Below are 17019 nucleotides of genomic sequence, written 5' to 3'. Positions count from 1 at the left end.
ATTTGAGTTAGCGTTAGAATTTAGATTAAAAACGTCCACTAATATACACACCATAAGTGCCATTATAAGCCAGTGGCACCACGCTAATATTTTCATAAGGATCAGTAAAATACCAACCCGCTAAAATGCCAATGGCCGCCCCAGCAAGCACATCTTCAACATGATGCTTGTCGCTGGCAACACGAGTATAAGCAACGTATGACGCAACCACATAGGACGGTACACCATATTCCCAACCATAACGTTGATTTATAAATGTTGCAGCAGCAAAGGTGTCCGCCGAATGCCCAGAGGGAAATGAGTCATCACCACTGCCGTCAGGTCTTTGCTTATCAACGCCTAACTTGAGTGCTTCAACCACTAAGCGGCTTGAAATACCTGATTTAGCTAATTGCCAAGCGCCTTGATAATCATCTTCTATCATTAATGTCGAAGCTAATGCTACTGCAGGTAAAGCAAAATGTAATACATCACCAGAGGTTTCAAGATCACCTTCAGCTTGGCTAGGTAAAGACACAACCAATAACAATATCGATAGCATTACAGATCTAATGATTCTTATCCTCATCTTTGTTCCCTTATAAATTACAAAAGCGATAACCGCGACGTTATACGCTGCAAGCCCTCATAATGCAAATACTGTTACCGTTGAAAATAACAAGTAGCTTATCTGTTATATATTTGTTATTTATATCTATAATCGGCTATAATTCAAACATTACAGGAACAATAAATATGAAAGTTTTATTGTTACAAAAAACAAAAATAAGTGGCCTGTTATCTTGAAAAAATATCGCGAGAACATACTTAGCATTTCAATTTTGCTAACAACACTACTTTTATTATCTCCAGCATGGGCTGAGTATTATGATAATGCTCGGGCAGATGAAATCTATCAAAAGTTTGAGCAAGTAGATTATAAAGATCAAAAAGAAGCCGATGCACTGCTAAAAGAATATAAACAAATTATCGCTGCTGACGATGATGTACGCCAAAAACTGTTTATCCGCCAAAATTGCTGGGGTCAACCATCAGAAACCAATGAGCAACTAGCCAAAGCTATTGAGTATGCTCAACAGCAATTACTGATCTATTCTGAGCCATACCCTTCTGAAATTCACACTAACTTACTGCTATGCATGGGCTATTACAAAAATTATGCAGGACAAGTTGAAGCTGCATTTGCTGATATTTCATCCGCCGTTAGTAGTGCATATGAGCTAGAAAGCCCAAGACTAATCGCTGATGGACGCAGTATTCGCGGATCAATGATGTCATACCAAGGTAACTACAACGCTGCCTTAGAAGATTTAATTACCGCACAACACCTTTATGAAAAGCTGAATCTAACATACTGGGCTAATGAAACCTTAAATGAAATAGCCACCAGTTATCGCCGTTTTGGTGATTCAGAAACAGCACTTAAATATCAAATAAAGTTAGAGAAAATGTACATAGAGTCTGGCCTGCTTATGGAAGCTGACACCATTAATGTGCAAATCGCATTTTCATTAGAAGCACTGGGGAAAATTAATGAGTCCACTGAACGCTTTTATCGATCGTTAAAGTACTGGCAATCACAAAAAAATAAGGTCGCCGTTGCAGGCACCAAAGTTAACATTGCTGGCAACCTTATTTTACAAGGTCAAATTGATAAAGCGCTCACTTTACTCAAAGAAGCAGAACCTGATGTTCCGTTAGAATATGAGGGCCCCCATAGTTTTATGTGTTTGTATTTTGCTCAAGCTTACTTAGTAAAAAATGAGTTAGATAAAGCTATTGAATACAGCAAAAAAGCCTCCATTGATTTTAACCGCGGTGCAAATAAACGTGGTGAAACCCAAAATCTGCGCTTATTAAATGATATTTATCTCGCCAAAGGTGACATAGCAAATGCGCACAAGGCATTAAGTGATTTTGTTGATATGCACTTAATCTTAGACAAACAAATCATGTCTGATAAAAACGCTGAAATGCAAACCAGGTTTAATACCGACAAAGTACAGAATGAAAATGAGTTATTACTTAAAGCGGCTAGCGACAAAGAATTGCAACTGCAAATAATGCAGCGTAACGAGTCAATGCAAATTGTGATCATTATCTTAGTGGCCATCATCTTAATTATCGTTTCAGTATTTGCTTACAAGCAGGTTAAACGTAAGCGGACCTATCAAACCCTTGCGTTAACCGATGAGTTAACCGGGCTATCTAACCGCCGAGATACCTATCACCAAGGTGAACTTTTTATTAAGCAAGCAAAACAAAGTGGCAAACCTTTTTCTGTTATCTCGTTTGATGCAGATCATTTTAAGCAAGTGAACGATACCTTAGGTCATGAAGTTGGCGACAAAGTATTAGTCAAGTTAGCAGCCTTAACGACGGGCATGATGCGAGAAAACGATGTTGTTGGTCGTGTCGGCGGTGAAGAGTTTTTAGTCTTATTGCCTAACATCTCACACACTATCGCGCTGGAAATTGCCCAACGTTTAATAGACTGTATTGCTAATTATGAGTGGAGCCAAATATCACCGGAATTACATCAAACGGTTAGCGCGGGAGTCACTAGTTTAACCAATGAAGCCGAACTGTCTCCATTGTTACTTAAAGCGGATCATGCACTTTACAGTGCCAAAGCTGATGGTAGAAATTGCGTTAGAAGTGCTTAAAACCTGTTGATTTTATTATTTTTAAGATCAATTGACTGAGTTGGATAATGATTTAATCCAAGGGGAAAGTTTGCTACTTTTAGTTATGCTGCACAGAAAGTGCTTAAAAAGTAGCAAACAGCTACAAAAACTGTATTAAGGGTTTGGTTAATGATTCACGGTAAATAACTTTGGCTCATTAGGGTGCAAGTCAGTTTCAAACCACTTTTGATACAAAGCAGTATATTCTGGCGTTTGCATAAATTGACTTAATGCCTGATACCATTGTTGAATAAGCGCTGGTGAAGTACCGTCAGAAAAGGCTAAATATATCGCTAAATCTTTAATTTTATATGCCATTCTTACATCAGACTTACGCTTACCAATTTGATTAAGTGTAAACGGCACACCAAAATCAGCCTGACACAAAAAACGAACCCTAGACAACACTAGCTGCTTTACGCTTTGATCAGGATAATTTGCCACAGCTAATTGACTTACATGCGAGTCTTTAAGTGTCTGCTGACAATCACCTTCACGATACACCCCTATATCCCCTTGATTCGTTAGGTCATTCAAATTATCTAATTTGATAGGGTCATCCTTAAGTACAAAAATCCCCATACTTCCTTCAGCAATTGGCCCAACAAATGAAAATCGACTTTCTCGTTGATGATTCTTTGCCATGGCAATTACTAAAACATTTTTTTGAGATTGACCTAGCAAATTAGCCCGTGCCCAAGGTAAAAAGACTATCGGATCTGTTCTAGATAATTGTAACTGCAGTACTTGAATTAACTCAATAACGTAACCCGTAGGTTGATCATTAACACGATAACTCATCGGTGCCCAATCCTCAGCGACGATCATCAAGGGCTCAGCGGCAATTGATTGTTCACACTTAATGCAAAGTAAAGCCGCTAATAACACATAAAAAAGTTGCTTCAATGCTAACCCCCAATCTTTTATACAATATCTTACACATAATAATAAGACCGAATTTTCCCAATGAAAAAATCTATAGTCCATTACAGATAGCGTATAATCAACGGCAAGATTAACTCACACCTAATGATTTACCATGGCCGAATCGACTGCGCTACTCAATACTGACATGCCCAATACTGTACTAAGTGTAAACCAACTTGCCGAGCTTGCCCGAGAAATTAAGCAATGGGGTAAAAATTTAGGATTTGCACATATTGGTATCGCAGATGTTGACCTATCAGCACACGAAGATGATTTGCAAGCATGGTTAGATAAAGGTTACCACGGTGATATGGGTTATATGGCTAACCACGGCATGATGCGTGCAAGGCCAGCAGAACTTCACCCTGGTTGTATTAGAGTGATTAGCGCACGCATGGATTACCTGCCACCTGATGCCGGGTTTGCCAGTAACTTAACTGACCCTAATTTAGCTTATATCTCACGTTATGCCGGTGGCCGTGACTACCATAAACTCATGCGACAACGGCTAAAACAGCTTGGCGAAAAAATAGCATCACACTGTCAAAGTCTTGAGTTTAATGACACCGACTTTCGTCCTTTTGTCGACTCTGCGCCCATTTTAGAAAGACCTCTAGCTGAAAAAGCAGGCTTAGGCTGGACAGGCAAACACTCGCTAATTTTACATCCAGATGCAGGCAGCTGGTTTTTTCTCGGCGAATTATTAATTAACTTGCCCCTGCCAACTGATGTCCCTATTAAAGACGGCTGTAACACCTGTGTGGCCTGCATCAAGTCTTGCCCAACAGATGCTATTGTTGCCCCTTATGTTGTTGACGCCAGGCGCTGTATATCCTATCTCACCATAGAGTTACAAACTGCTATCCCGGAAGAGTTTAGACCCTTAATTGGCAATCGAATTTATGGTTGCGACGACTGCCAGCTAGTATGCCCAGTTAATGCCAAAGCCCCACTCACCCAGGAAACCGACTTTCATACCCGGGCAAAACTAATACAACCTGACTTACTGAGTTTATTTGCCTGGTCAGAAAGTGCATTTTTGTCAAACACCGAAGGCAGTGCTATCCGCCGCATCGGCCACAAACGCTGGCTACGCAATATAGCCGTCGCCCTCGGTAACGCCACCGCAAGCGATGATATTATTGCCGCACTAACTCAAAAAGCTCAAACAGATGAAGTAGATGCATTAGTCATTGAACATATTGAATGGGCCATTAATCAGCAGCAAGCAAAGCTAGCGGAACAAGCTCTCGCCATAATAGAACCGCTAAGCCGCAAAACCCAACGGGTTATTCGCAGTGTTCAAAAAGGGCTACCAAGAGATGCCTAGTTTCAGCGAGTGTGTGAGTATAGTTTTAAGCAGTAATGAAATAATCATGCATTACTCGGCTAATTCCGAACTCAGCTAACTCCAAACTTGCTCATCCCAATCTTACTAGCTCCCCTATAAAGCCAACTAAAATGCGCCTTACCCAACAAAGCGCATAAAAGCGAAACTCGTAATTTTCATACTACTTTTCTTGTGGGCGAACAGATTATTGTTGCCTTTGTGTAAATAAATTACACAGGCGTCTGGACGTCTAGAAGTTTATTGTGCTAACCTGCTACCAAGTAATCGAATTGATTTCATCGGTAAGTTGAGTAAGTTTCATGTGGAGTGAGCAATGATAGAACTTAGACACCTTCGCACCTTAATGGCGTTAAAGGAAAGTGGCAGTTTAGCGGGTGCAGCTAAGAAACGTTTTGTAACCCAATCGGCTCTTTCTCACCAAATTAAAGAATTAGAAACCCGCATTAATTCATCTATTTTTGTTCGTAAAAGTAAACCGCTCACCTTCACTCACGAAGGTGCCCGTTTACTTAACCTTGCTGAAGAAATTTTGCCAAAGGTGATTGCGACAGAATCTGATTTGAAGCGTGGATTAGAAGGTGAGAATCAACAACTCAAATTAGGCATTGAATGTCACAGTTGTTTTAGATGGTTAATGCCTGTTATTGAAGCATTTAAGCAACACGCACCCGATGCACAGATTGATATTTCAAGCCGTCATCTTTTCGACTCCCTTAATGCACTTGAAACTGGCGGATTAGACATAGTACTCACTTCTGATCCTGTACCTGGACATACTTTGGCGTATCAGCACTTGTTTGATTTTGAGGTTAAATTAGTGGTTGCCAATAATAATCCATTAGCTAAGCAAGCTTTTATTAGCCCTGTACATTTAGCCAAACAGACATTATTGACATACCCTGTGCCGCTGACCCGTTTAGATATTTATAAGCACTTTTTAGAGCCAGCCGGGATAGAAATTGGCGAACAAAAACAATGTGATTTAACCTCAATGCTATTACAAAGAGTAGCCTGTAATGATGGGGTTGCCGCGCTGCCTACATGGTCAATTAAAGAAAGCCAGGGCTTAAGCTTAACCTCATTAACATTAGGCGCTGAAGGCTTAAAGCGACCATTGTTTGGTGCTTATAGGCGTGACGCCACCAATGCTAACTTAATCCAGAAATGGTTAGAATTAGTGGCACAGGAAGGGTTGGCGCTGCAAAGGTCTAGCCTGACTTAGACCTAACACTTCAAAGGTTTAGCGCTACTCAGGTCTTGCACTATAGTGGGTTTATCAACAAACCTCTTTTCGACAAGACTCTCCGTAAAAGCAGCCCTGCTGAGTCAGGGTTTTTAGTTTGTTGTAAGTTATGTGCAATCATAAATTCAACACGTAAATCATCATCTAGACCTAAAGATTCAAAGGCTTCAATTGAAAGTGTTTGCTGATGGCCGTCAAGTAACGACTTAATAACCCGCAGTGACACGGGGGTTTCTTGCTCGCTGTTCAAGTAAGCAAAAGCGGTTAAGGCGATAACCTGGCCAAACACACTAAACAGTGCCAAGGTTTGCATTTCATCGGCGTCAATTTTTAGGCCGCTAGCCTTTTCGGTTTCCTGACGTAAAAGCGCAATAGAATCAACTGCAATTAACTCGTTCAATTTCCAGTAGCCATGGATCAACTTTTTATAAGGCTCTGCAAGACCATCTAAACGTTCTTTTAGATAAAACGAAAATGCATAACGATAAATGTTAACCTGACCAAGGCGAATTAGTGCATCTTTAATGCTGCGATTCTTAGTTGATATAATACCTGCCGTCTGCGCGGTATTACTGCGCATAAGTAAGTGCCCTGCTAATGCGGGATCATCTGACACAATATCAATCACAACTCTGATATCAGCTTCATTAATTAGCGCTTTTTTTAGCGGAATAAGAATACCGCGACGGCCAATGACTTGATCTTCATTACCAATAATTGCCCTAACTTGAGTTAACACTCTTTGCTCAAGATCCGTCATACCCCATTGTCACCTTATTATTAAATCGAAATTTGTATTTAGGCTGTTAGCAAAACCATAGCATAAAAAAGCCAACAAGAAACTTGTTGGCTTGATAAAGTATAGTTACTTTGTGATTTAAACCAATAGCATTTAAGCCAGTGTGATTTAAATCAGCAAGATTTAAAAACGATATCCTGCAGTTAAACGTAAGTTACGGCCATCGCCTGGATAAAAGCCACTTCCCCATGCCGAATAGTAACCTGCGCTGACATACTCTTCATCAAGTAGATTGTCAGCCCGTAGGCTTGCAGACCATTGCTGGTAAGTGTAATTAACTGCAATATTGGTCAGAACATAACTGCCTAATTTAGGGTCAACGTTAGCATTGTCACCTTCAATAAAGCGCTCGCCTGTGTAAACACCTTCAGCAAATACTTGCCAATGATTAGCAAAATCATAACTCACATAACCGCGGCCATTGTGTTTGGCCACCCAGGATAAAGCCTTACCTGCATTCTCGCCTTCAGTAAACTCGGCATCAATATAGTCATATGCAACACCAAGCATTAATGCAGGACTAAGCTGAATATCATAATCAGTACTGACACCATATCGACGCGATGCATCGGCATTAATGTTAGCGCCATTGAAAGCACCACCGACTGGTTTTTCAGCACTTTGATCCCAGACAATTTCATCTTCTAAATCAAGTTGAAACAGATTAATTTGTAGATTATGAATATCGTATGCATAGTCCCAACCCGCTTCAAATGATCGCCCTAGCTGCGGCTTTAAGCCCACTGTACCTGGTGAGGTATAAGCCTGCTCGTCCACTTTAGCAAAACGGAAGTTATCATCAGCACGCACATACAAACGATGTTCAGTATTAGGGCGATAATTTAAGCCCAGTTCAAATGCATGTGCATCCTGGTCTAAATCAATGCCATTAGGATAAATATTCCCATCAACCAGGTCATCCTCAGCTTCTGCATAACGACCGCCAACCACATAGGATAATGAGGTTGTCAGTGGCACAGAGGCTTGAATATAAGCACTGCTTTGGGTTTGTTGATTACTTCTGCCAAAGCTAAATATTGACTCACCTAAATTGTAATCAATACCGGTAATGATATTTAGTTCGCCACTTTCGACTTGATACTTAGCAACCGCTTTGGGTGAAATAGACAATAAAGTACGATCATTACGGCCTGAACTGCCCCATTGCAGGCTGGTATTATTACTGTCGGTATAACTTACATCGGCACCTAAGGTCCAGGTATCAGTAACTTGATTGTGATAACCCGTGCGCAGTGCTGTCGTCATGCCATGAATATAATCGCCTTTATTCCAAGGGTTAGATTGGCGTGGATTTTCTTCAAGTTGCTCTTTAGTTAACGATCCTGGGGTTTGACGATCATTATCAAAGTAGTTTGCTTCAATATAAAAATCTTCTTCAAGGGTTTTATATTGTAAACGGCCTAATATTGAGCTGGTTTCATTGGCATTATCATCACGATAGTTGTCCGACTCGTTATACTGACCCGCTAAGTAATATTGCCAAGCATCATTAATCGCCCCAGCAACATCACCCTTTGCTTCTAAAGTATCAAAACTACCTGCCGACACGGCTAAGCTACCACCAGTGCTATTTGGCGCTTTAGTGATAATGTTAATTACGCCACCCACAGCTTGATCGCCGTATAACACCCCTGAACTGCCAGATAATATTTCTACGCGCTCAATTTGATTAAGCGAAATGGCGCTGACGTTAGGTGCGGCAATATCGATATTATTAAGACGACGTCCATCGACCAAAATAAGGGTATTATTTGCCGCTTGTGAGGCGGTAAATCCACGCATAGAAAAAACCGGGCCAGTATTGTTATTGGAAACCTGAATACCACTATGACCACGCAATAAATCACCCAAATTGGTGGCGCCGCTCATTTGAATTTCAGCGGCATCAATGACATTAACGTTAGCTGCAATGTTAAGTGGTGTTTCTGCACGGCGGCCAATAATCACCATGCTCTCTTCTTGCTGCACGATATCATTAGTTTGAGAGTCAGCTTGAGCGATAGATTGAATTTCATTTGCAGATAGACACAAAGAAAGACTCGAAAGTCCCAGAATAGCGCTTAATGATAAGGCTAGTTTTGTTGGATTAGTACCCATTTACCTTTAACTCCTGAAAGGGAAAATGGGGCAATTACGTCGCAATAAATCGCTTTCAACATCGAATGAATAAATCGAATCAAAAATAGCTTATTACATTTTAAGATCTGCCCACCGAAATCTCAAAATCATCTTTAGGGCCGGTCTCCGGACTGAGGTATTTTGTATGAACAATTTATTCAACAAACAAATAATGCAATGGTTATACATTATCTTAACCTTTCACCGTTGCGGGGGCAGTATCAGCTTTTCACTGATTTCCCGATTATCCATAAGCTCATTTAAACGTTATGGCACCACAAAAGATTGACTAGTCATCATGACCATAAAATCGCGCCGATTATACGGATTAACAGCTAAATTAGATACAGGCAGGGAGAGCTACGGCAGAAATTGAACATTAAAAATATTCAGCATTCACAGTCGTAGCAATCAAAGGTATGACAGACTTAAGGATTAGCCATAAACTCGCGGTAATTATTGGCATCAAGCGGTGGTTGGTTTTCTCTGAACACAGCTACACGTATCGATTTATGGATAAGATAAAGATCTTGGGAGCCGCTAACCACAGTAAAGTAGCCAATTTCACCTTTGGGGATAGTGGAAAAATCTTTTTCAACAAAAATGGAGGCATGATGAATATTGGGCATGACTGTGCACCCCAAAATACCATGCACCGCATCTAAACCTTCCACTTCTGATGTGCCTAAAACGTTATAAACTACCTTGCCTTCGCAATGTTCTTTATAGGTCTCGGCCATTCCATCTAGAAACTTTTGCGGTTCAATGTCATTAGCTAAGCCTTTAAAGCCTTGCATACACACAAGGCCGCTCCAATCATTTAGCGATTCATTGGCTGGAATAAATTCAGCCATAAACATATCGCCTTGCATTTCACTGAATGCCAATTTCCAGCTAAGTGGAGGCAAAAAACCGAACTTTGAGGCAAAGTCAGTTAATTGCTGCACATCCTTTGGCATTTCAACTTTGCCAAGGCTTTGGTTGTCATCGCCAAACAGCGTGTTTATTGAAGAGAACGGTTTTGCAAAAAGCACAGCACAAGGCACTAGACAAGCTAGCCCCAGCCAAAGCTTTATTGCAGTAAACTGTTTCATTTCATACATCCTTTTGTAAACATTCACCAACATCCTTTGATGAGGCTATTTTAGATATCAGTCAAAATAACTATGCAATTATGGACTCACTATATATCACAACAGCCACTTTTTTGAAACTTATCTTTAACAACTCGTTGTATACACAAATACTATGATGACTAACCTAACTCTTCATCATAATCTTGAGTATCTGCTTCAGTTTCGCTTGATTCTGCAGCAATGGCATCTGCCAAGGTTTTTGCTTTTAGGTGTTTAGCCGTTTTACGCTTATTACGATCAGCTTGTTTGCTTAAAAAACCCTTCAAAGCTTCTTCGCCCCAAGCTGTAGCTTCTGCTTCTGTTGCAAAACCATCATGACTTTTCGATACTATCGTTTTAGTCGAGGTCATACGACGAGTGATTTCTGTTTTCCAGCCATTGTCAGCTTGAAACACGCGAGACTCATACTTTTTACTCATTTATCTATTTTTCCTAGTGAATTAACGCTTTAACAGGCATTTAGCCTAATTTATTACTGTACTAATAAGTGCTTATTAAGTTCAGTTTAACTTTTTACCATCTGATTTGAGCCAACAATCATCATTTCGCATTTTTGGCAATCAAACACTAATTTCAATTTATCTTTACCTACATCTAAAAACATTGGGTCAGCTTTTATGCCTTCTACTTCTTTAGGGCATAAATTAAAGCTGTAACGTAAACAATGCTTGGTAACCATTAAAGGTGCGTCATGTAGCACTTTATTTTTTTCATAGGTGTCTTCCATTTGAATAACACCATGTTGCTCGTAAAAATTACGCGCTTGTTCGTTGGCAACGTTAGATAAAAAGCTTAACGATTTCTGCGGGAAACGCGCCTCTTTATCATGTGTCCAGCGTTCTGGTCGTTTATATGCAGCCACTCGCGCAAGCATTAGGGCATCAACCGCATCACGGCGAAGCTCGTTTACGGTAGAGGCCGGTAAAAACCAGGCTTGTTCGGTTAATAAGTTCATCTTATTAACAATAAAATCAGTACTGCCTAACTTACCTAACTGCTTTTTAAAGTTAGCAGCTGATTTAGCTTGATCGTTTGCCGCTTGCTTTTCACATTGCAAACGAGCCGTAGCGCTAATGCCGTGAATATCGGTCATCGTCAGCGCAACGCCATCTTCAGTATCATGCAATTGCATATCAACACTGATTTTACGGGTAGCGGATTCTTTATTTAACGTCGATTCAAATTTATGATCGAAGTTTCTGAACATCATCACGCCAACTTTTAAATCTTTTGGCACCTCAGTTAAATATAAGGTATTGCCGTCAGCGCGGTTAACTCGAGTACCAGCAAGTTTATCATCCGACAAACGCTGAGTTTCATAATGCTCAACAAAAAAGCACAAACCATCACCGTTATTGAACACAATATCTTTGCCGCTTTCAGTCGTATCGAGTTTGATAAAATCTTTACCAACCTGAGTAATACGGCCCACTTTTTCACCAATAAATTTCGGCGAACTAAAGTGTTCAATCGCTTCGGTTCTTTGGGTAACAAAATAGTCGGTTTTACCGCGGTTAAAGCTTTTATCTGGATCAGGAGTAAAATTAAACTCGCAACGCCCGTGAGAAATAGATTCAACATCACTGCGCTTGGCAATAATGGCATCTAATTGTTGACGATAATGGGCGGTGACGTTTTTAAGATAAGTAATGTCTTTTAAACGGCCTTCAATTTTAAAAGATGACACTCCAGCTTCAATTAACGCTTCAAGGTTATCGGTTTGGTTATTATCTTTTAAAGACAATAAATGTTGATTCTCCGCTAACACCTCACCTTCTCGAGTGGTCAAGTTACACGGTAAGCGACACATTTGTGAACATTCGCCGCGGTTAGCACTGCGATTAGAATAAGCATGGCTTAAGTTACATAAACCACTGTAACTAACACATAAGGCGCCATGAATAAAAAACTCTAACTTCATTTTAGTACTGTTAGCAATATCACGAATTTGCGGGATATTTAACTCACGCGCGAGTACCACTTGAGAAAACCCAACCTGCTCTAAAAAAACGGATTTTTCAGGGGTACGGTTATCCATTTGCGTACTAGCATGTAACGCTATTGGCGGTAAGTTTAATTGCAACACGCCCATATCTTGAATAATTAACGCATCAACACCAGCTTCGTATAAGTCCCAAATCATTTGCTCAGCTTTAGGCAATTCATCGTCCATTAAAATAGTATTTAAGGCGACAAACACTTGGGCATGATAGCGATGAGCAAACTCAGCTAAACGGGCAATATCTTCAACACTATTACCCGCATTATGACGGGCACCAAAAGCAGGACCACCAATATAAACCGCATCTGCACCATGGCGAATTGCCTCAATACCATAATCGGCATTTTTAGCAGGTGCTAACAGTTCAAGCTGACGCTTTTTGGCGGGTGTAGGTGTAAAAAGTTCAACAGAGGCCATATGGTTATATCAATTCTTGTAATTAAGCAAAATCGGTTAGATAAAAAAGTGCGCCAACAAAATTGTTGGCGCACTCATATATTTTCTTATTCTAGCAAATTTGTTGTAAAAATGCCCAGATTAGATAAATAAATCTTGGATGTTTTTCAAATCAGCTTTGCCGTTGACAATTTCGTCTGGAGTCAAGCCTTTCACTTCATGCGGAAACACTAACCACTCGTCAGACTCATGGATAAAATAGTCTGGTTTTAACGGTACTTTAGTGTTGTTTGGCTTGTAATAAGGACAAGCTATACGAATATCCGTTGGAATATTTAATCGCATAAATTTCTGCAACTTACCGATTAAGGCATGGATGCTGCGACCAGAATCAAATACATCGTCAACAATTAGTAAGCCATCTGTGGCGTTGGCATTTTCAATAATGTAATGCAAACCATGCACTTTAATATTCTTATCTTGCTTGTCGGTGCCAATACCATAATAAGATGAGGTGCGAACGGCTATGTGATCTGTTTCAACTTCCTTAAAATCAAAATATTCTTGCACCGCAATACCTATGGGTGCACCGCCTCGCCATATGCCCACAATAAATTGGGGTCTAAAGCCAGATTGGTAAACCTGTGCTGCTAAACGAAATGAATCTTCAAGTAATTGTTGCGCGCTTATAAAGTGTTTATCGGTCATTGGTGTTTACCCCCATTTTTATTGCGGAGAATTTTATACCAAAACCAGCCACTTTGCCTGCATTGTTAACGTTTATTAGACAATGAACACGCCGTAAAGTAGATAAAAATCTGCTTTTCCTTGCATCATCACTATGGCATAGTATTTTTTATCACCATTTTCAGAATGAAGACGCTCATTATGTTATTTGAAAAACGTTCCGCAGAGCCTAGCTTAGAGGCACCATCGTCATCTATGACTTCTGAAAAAGGTGATAATCCGCTTATTTGGCCACTATTAAGTGTATTGCAGTCTTCGAATCACAGTTGGAAGGTGCATCATTTAGCCAGTGAATTGCAAAATAAAGGCCTAATGCATGATTTAGACCCAGTACCAGAAAAGGACCTGTTTAAACGTAACTTTCTATTGATGAATGCCTTGTATGAGTTACAAGATATTTTGCTACCCAAGCAATGGTTACAAGTGAAGGCTATGGAAATTCAGTTGTTTAGAATTGTGCCAGGCAACGCAGACCTATTACACCGTCAAGACGCTGCACTGCGGGATTACTATTTAGACTGGAAAAATTACGATACCAGCATTAATGTCGTCCGTGAAATGTTGGAGTCGTTCTGGAGCAGCTATCAAGAATATATTGGCGTAAACATCCAATTAATGAATAAAGGTCATGCTTTAAAAGTATTTGAATTAGATGATAGCGCATCAAACAAAGACATCAGAAGGCAATGGAAAAAGTTAGCCTTAAAATGGCACCCTGATCGTGACCAAGGCAATGCAGAACGTTTTAAAGAAGTCTGTGAAGCATGGCAAACATTACGCGACAAAAGCTTAGTTGCCTGAGGCATTAGTAGGCTTATCGGAAGCACTAAAAGTGCAATATTTGTCACAAATCACCACTGGATCACATAAATCTTTCGGTCTAGTTTGTCAAAATATGTCATTATTAGCGGATAAAATTCCATTAATAACATACTTTTGAGGTATTCATGTTTAAACATTTTGCATTAGCCACTGGCGTAATTAGCACACTCATTGTTTCTTTAATCATTACCCCTGTTAACAGTTTTGCCGCCCCCTTTGTTGAAGGTAAGCACTACACACAAATTTCAAATAGCATGGTGCCAAGCGAACCTAAAGTGACTGAGTTTTTCTCTTTTTATTGTCACAACTGTTTCAATATGGAAACCAAGTATTTACCAGAGATTAAAGCAGGCTTGGACAAACAAGTTAAATTTGACACTAAACATGTCGATTTTATGAACAGCGATTTAGGTACTGAGGTTATGCGCTCGCTAGCGGTGATCCACACTCAGGACAATCAAGAAGCGTTAAAAGTAGCAATGTTCGGTGCCATTCAAGGCGATGAAAACGATGGCGGTCATGATCACAGTGCCCATGGTGACAAACATGAGTCACAGGTTAATAGCCGCGATGACATTAAAAAGGTCTTTGCTAAATTTGGTATTGATGCCGCTAAATATGATGAATTGGCCGACAGTACTGATACCGACAAAAAATTGAGCCTATGGCGCCAACAGCAAGTGATATATCGGGTACAAAGTGTACCGACTTTTATCGTCAATGATAAATACGCCATTAATATGAACGAAATGCGCACCCTTGATGACTTAATCAATGTGATGAACTACTTAGCACTACAAAAATAACTAAACTGCGCTGCTAATTTATTTTACAAACTAAAAAACCGATATAGCACTGCTAATATCGGTTTTTTTATTGTTGAACATTTATTGTTAAAAATAAGTCGATTGAAAACCGACGCAATTTAAAATCACAATTAGAAGTTATTCGACCTTTCTTCGATATGCATTTGTTCAACTAATGCCTTATCTTCACGTCTTTGTTCAACTAATCCTGAACCATTGCGTTGCTGATATTTACCTTCAGCCTGTTTCATACGGCTACTACCGCTATTGATTAGGTTTTGACCTTGTTCTATGGCACTTTCACCTTCAGCTAACTTAGTATTGCCGTCCTCAACCAATTCTTTACCATCTGCAAACTTGTCATCAGCGTCTTCCCAAAGATCGGCAATTTCTTCCAGCTTATTCAATAAAACAATCGCTCGTTTGCCCGTCGGTGCACCATTTAATGTGCTAGTAAAACTCAAAAAAGCTTGTTTCTGTTTCTGGCCTTCAATTCTTGCCTCGGCGATGAGCTTCTCACCTTCACGGATCTCAGCACTACCTTCTTGCACCAGTTTACGGCCATCTTGTAATTGCTCCTTACCATTTCTAACATCCTTATCCCCCTGCTCCCATTGTTGAGATAAATCAAGGTTTTGCGCACCTTCAGATTTAACTTTAGAGGCAAAATTGTTTTGAGTCACCGCACAACCACTCATACTAATAACGCCTAAAACCAGTAAGCAACATAGAGTCGATTTCATATATAATTCTCAATAAAATGAAGTAGAGATAAATTGCCGCAATTAAACAGTTGAGCGAAGGAAATAGCAAGCGGCTGAAATGTTAAATAGTGTTAATACGCTAAATAATTTAGATAATGATAATGATAATAACTAAGGGTAAAGAACTTATTAGCCTCTAAACACATGGCTTAGTCAAAAAAGTCCTTAATATGCAGTAACGCTAATAGCAGGTGAATAATCATAAAACCGATAAAACATTGGCCAAGCACTTGATGATAGCTGCGCCACACTAAGGCATCGCTCGGGTCAACTAAGTACCAAACCACGCCGCTAACAGCCACCAGCAAAAGTAAAATAACACCTATTCCTTCAATAACACTGAACAACCCCTTACCTCCTGCAACCGGTATCTTGCCTGTTAATATACCAATCAGGTCCGTATTAACTTGATTAAAGTCCAACAGTAACCAGGGGAAGAACTGTCGCCATTGACCTTTAAGGCACACTTTTATGGCAAACAATAATGTTAAACATGCTGTAATTAGGCCGCCGTATACATGAAAGTGACTCCAAAAACCGGCATTTGCGTTTAATTGTCGCGCTATTAACACCCAAGGGCTAGTGCACACTAATATGACCGACATGACGAGTACCAATGCATGTAGCTTAACTGCAATTTTTTGCCATATCAGCTTTAGTGCCATAGCTTTACGCCTCAATCATTTTAGCGATAAAGTCATCCACCCTTTGCCAGTCAGTGTATTCAACCTTAGTATTGGGATCGGTTGGGCCTTTGGTCATCCACATAATAAATCGAATGATATTGCGATCCATTGGGCCATAGCCCTGGTAATCTAAATTCCCCGCAAAGGTTTGTAATAAAGCGGGTTTCCATACGGTTTGTTGTAAAAATTCCTGCATATAGGCATTGGTTTCTGGGGTGTTTTTATTCGGTTTACGCGCCACTAAACTGACTGAAAAAAAGCCGCTGGGTTTAGTTTCTAACTCTACCTGATGCTGCTGAATAAATTCATATAAAGCGGGTCGATGTTTACCATGACGGATACTTGCACCAATATAAATTCTATCAAAGCCAGATAAGTCACTCACATCATCTAAAGTCGCTAAGGTCACATGATGATCAGCTTGAGGTATTTGTTGTTGGATGTACTCGCATATTCTACGGGTTTGTCCGTGTACGCTGGAGTAAACAAGAAGGATCTGAGCCATATTGCCGCC

At 40.1% G+C, this 17019-nt stretch carries 16 protein-coding genes and 1 riboswitch; of the genes, 5 read left to right on the top strand and 11 right to left on the bottom strand.

Annotated elements, in window-relative coordinates; translation table 11 throughout:
• Positions 1-25: 25 nt before the first annotated feature.
• Positions 26-541 (bottom strand): phosphatase PAP2 family protein, encoded by a 516-nt coding sequence (locus FJ709_RS03880; RefSeq protein WP_226413622.1) that lies wholly within the window; start codon positions 539-541, stop codon positions 26-28.
• Between the two features lie 241 nt (positions 542-782).
• Here FJ709_RS03880 and FJ709_RS03875 point away from each other — a divergent pair, with 241 nt between their 5' ends.
• Entirely contained in the window at positions 783-2666 is a 1884-nt protein-coding gene (locus FJ709_RS03875) for a tetratricopeptide repeat-containing diguanylate cyclase (RefSeq protein WP_226413621.1), read from the top strand.
• Positions 2667-2813: 147 nt separating this feature from the next.
• Here FJ709_RS03875 and FJ709_RS03870 read toward each other — a convergent pair whose 3' ends face one another.
• Positions 2814-3593, bottom strand: a complete 780-nt coding sequence (locus FJ709_RS03870) for a substrate-binding periplasmic protein (RefSeq protein WP_226413620.1) — start codon at positions 3591-3593, stop codon at positions 2814-2816.
• 166 nt (positions 3594-3759) lie between these two features.
• Between FJ709_RS03870 and queG the strand changes: the two genes are divergently transcribed.
• Both queG and FJ709_RS03860 read left to right on the top strand, forming a co-directional pair.
• The gene (gene queG / locus FJ709_RS03865) at positions 3760-4944 is read left to right on the top strand and encodes a tRNA epoxyqueuosine(34) reductase QueG (protein WP_226415831.1); all 1185 of its coding nucleotides are present in this window, start codon (positions 3760-3762) and stop codon (positions 4942-4944) included.
• 334 nt (positions 4945-5278) lie between these two features.
• Entirely contained in the window at positions 5279-6187 is a 909-nt protein-coding gene (locus tag FJ709_RS03860; protein ID WP_226413619.1) for a LysR family transcriptional regulator, read from the top strand.
• A 40-nt stretch (positions 6188-6227) separates the two neighbouring features.
• Here the strand turns inward: FJ709_RS03860 and FJ709_RS03855 are convergent, their stop codons facing one another.
• The 6 genes from FJ709_RS03855 to FJ709_RS03830 form a co-directional block, all read right to left on the bottom strand.
• Complete coding sequence (locus tag FJ709_RS03855; RefSeq protein WP_226413618.1) at positions 6228-6968, bottom strand: HDOD domain-containing protein; 741 nt, start codon at positions 6966-6968, stop codon at positions 6228-6230.
• A 162-nt stretch (positions 6969-7130) separates the two neighbouring features.
• Positions 7131-9125, bottom strand: coding sequence for a TonB-dependent receptor family protein (locus FJ709_RS03850; protein WP_226413617.1), 1995 nt, complete (start codon positions 9123-9125; stop codon positions 7131-7133).
• 121 nt (positions 9126-9246) lie between these two features.
• A riboswitch (cobalamin riboswitch) is annotated at positions 9247-9441 on the bottom strand.
• Positions 9442-9574: 133 nt separating this feature from the next.
• Positions 9575-10240, bottom strand: coding sequence for a hypothetical protein (locus FJ709_RS03845; RefSeq protein WP_226413616.1), 666 nt, complete (start codon positions 10238-10240; stop codon positions 9575-9577).
• 161 nt (positions 10241-10401) lie between these two features.
• Positions 10402-10701, bottom strand: a complete 300-nt coding sequence (locus FJ709_RS03840) for a DUF3622 domain-containing protein (protein WP_226413615.1) — start codon at positions 10699-10701, stop codon at positions 10402-10404.
• A gap of 86 nt (positions 10702-10787) precedes the next feature.
• Complete coding sequence (locus FJ709_RS03835; protein WP_226413614.1) at positions 10788-12701, bottom strand: peptidase U32 family protein; 1914 nt, start codon at positions 12699-12701, stop codon at positions 10788-10790.
• 120 nt (positions 12702-12821) lie between these two features.
• Positions 12822-13388 (bottom strand): phosphoribosyltransferase, encoded by a 567-nt coding sequence (locus FJ709_RS03830; protein ID WP_226413613.1) that lies wholly within the window; start codon positions 13386-13388, stop codon positions 12822-12824.
• 180 nt (positions 13389-13568) lie between these two features.
• Between FJ709_RS03830 and FJ709_RS03825 the strand changes: the two genes are divergently transcribed.
• Positions 13569-14228, top strand: coding sequence for a DNA-J related domain-containing protein (locus FJ709_RS03825; RefSeq protein WP_226413612.1), 660 nt, complete (start codon positions 13569-13571; stop codon positions 14226-14228).
• Positions 14229-14374: 146 nt separating this feature from the next.
• Positions 14375-15055 (top strand): thiol:disulfide interchange protein DsbA/DsbL, encoded by a 681-nt coding sequence (locus FJ709_RS03820; RefSeq protein WP_226413611.1) that lies wholly within the window; start codon positions 14375-14377, stop codon positions 15053-15055.
• Between the two features lie 131 nt (positions 15056-15186).
• Here the strand turns inward: FJ709_RS03820 and FJ709_RS03815 are convergent, their stop codons facing one another.
• The 3 genes from FJ709_RS03815 to hemG all read right to left on the bottom strand — a co-directional run bounded on the left by FJ709_RS03815 (position 15187) and on the right by hemG (position 17010).
• Complete coding sequence (locus tag FJ709_RS03815; RefSeq protein ID WP_226413610.1) at positions 15187-15798, bottom strand: hypothetical protein; 612 nt, start codon at positions 15796-15798, stop codon at positions 15187-15189.
• 170 nt (positions 15799-15968) lie between these two features.
• Positions 15969-16484 carry a cytochrome b/b6 domain-containing protein gene (locus tag FJ709_RS03810; protein WP_226413609.1) on the bottom strand — a complete coding sequence of 172 codons (516 nt, stop codon included), beginning with the start codon at positions 16482-16484 and terminating at the stop codon, positions 15969-15971.
• A 4-nt stretch (positions 16485-16488) separates the two neighbouring features.
• Entirely contained in the window at positions 16489-17010 is a 522-nt protein-coding gene (gene hemG / locus FJ709_RS03805) for a menaquinone-dependent protoporphyrinogen IX dehydrogenase (protein ID WP_226413608.1), read from the bottom strand.
• Positions 17011-17019 lie beyond the last annotated feature (9 nt).

This window comes from Shewanella glacialimarina, from assembly GCF_020511155.1.
Taxonomy (GTDB): domain Bacteria; phylum Pseudomonadota; class Gammaproteobacteria; order Enterobacterales; family Shewanellaceae; genus Shewanella; species Shewanella glacialimarina.
This window is presented reverse-complemented; position numbering and strand designations above follow the sequence as displayed.

What these genes read in the sequence shown, in the direction of transcription:
- queG (WP_226415831.1), top strand. Translation starts at nt 3,760, where the DNA reads ATGCCCAATACTGTACTAAGTGTAAACCAACTTGCCGAGCTTGCCCGA.
- FJ709_RS03810 (WP_226413609.1), bottom strand. Translation starts at nt 16,484, where the DNA reads ATGGCACTAAAGCTGATATGGCAAAAAATTGCAGTTAAGCTACATGCA.
- FJ709_RS03830 (WP_226413613.1), bottom strand. Translation starts at nt 13,388, where the DNA reads ATGACCGATAAACACTTTATAAGCGCGCAACAATTACTTGAAGATTCA.
- FJ709_RS03820 (WP_226413611.1), top strand. Translation starts at nt 14,375, where the DNA reads ATGTTTAAACATTTTGCATTAGCCACTGGCGTAATTAGCACACTCATT.
- FJ709_RS03855 (WP_226413618.1), bottom strand. Translation starts at nt 6,968, where the DNA reads ATGACGGATCTTGAGCAAAGAGTGTTAACTCAAGTTAGGGCAATTATT.
- FJ709_RS03825 (WP_226413612.1), top strand. Translation starts at nt 13,569, where the DNA reads ATGTTATTTGAAAAACGTTCCGCAGAGCCTAGCTTAGAGGCACCATCG.
- FJ709_RS03845 (WP_226413616.1), bottom strand. Translation starts at nt 10,240, where the DNA reads ATGAAACAGTTTACTGCAATAAAGCTTTGGCTGGGGCTAGCTTGTCTA.
- hemG (WP_226413608.1), bottom strand. Translation starts at nt 17,010, where the DNA reads ATGGCTCAGATCCTTCTTGTTTACTCCAGCGTACACGGACAAACCCGT.
- FJ709_RS03860 (WP_226413619.1), top strand. Translation starts at nt 5,279, where the DNA reads ATGATAGAACTTAGACACCTTCGCACCTTAATGGCGTTAAAGGAAAGT.
- FJ709_RS03835 (WP_226413614.1), bottom strand. Translation starts at nt 12,701, where the DNA reads ATGGCCTCTGTTGAACTTTTTACACCTACACCCGCCAAAAAGCGTCAG.
- FJ709_RS03880 (WP_226413622.1), bottom strand. Translation starts at nt 541, where the DNA reads ATGCTATCGATATTGTTATTGGTTGTGTCTTTACCTAGCCAAGCTGAA.
- FJ709_RS03850 (WP_226413617.1), bottom strand. Translation starts at nt 9,125, where the DNA reads ATGGGTACTAATCCAACAAAACTAGCCTTATCATTAAGCGCTATTCTG.
- FJ709_RS03815 (WP_226413610.1), bottom strand. Translation starts at nt 15,798, where the DNA reads ATGAAATCGACTCTATGTTGCTTACTGGTTTTAGGCGTTATTAGTATG.
- FJ709_RS03840 (WP_226413615.1), bottom strand. Translation starts at nt 10,701, where the DNA reads ATGAGTAAAAAGTATGAGTCTCGCGTGTTTCAAGCTGACAATGGCTGG.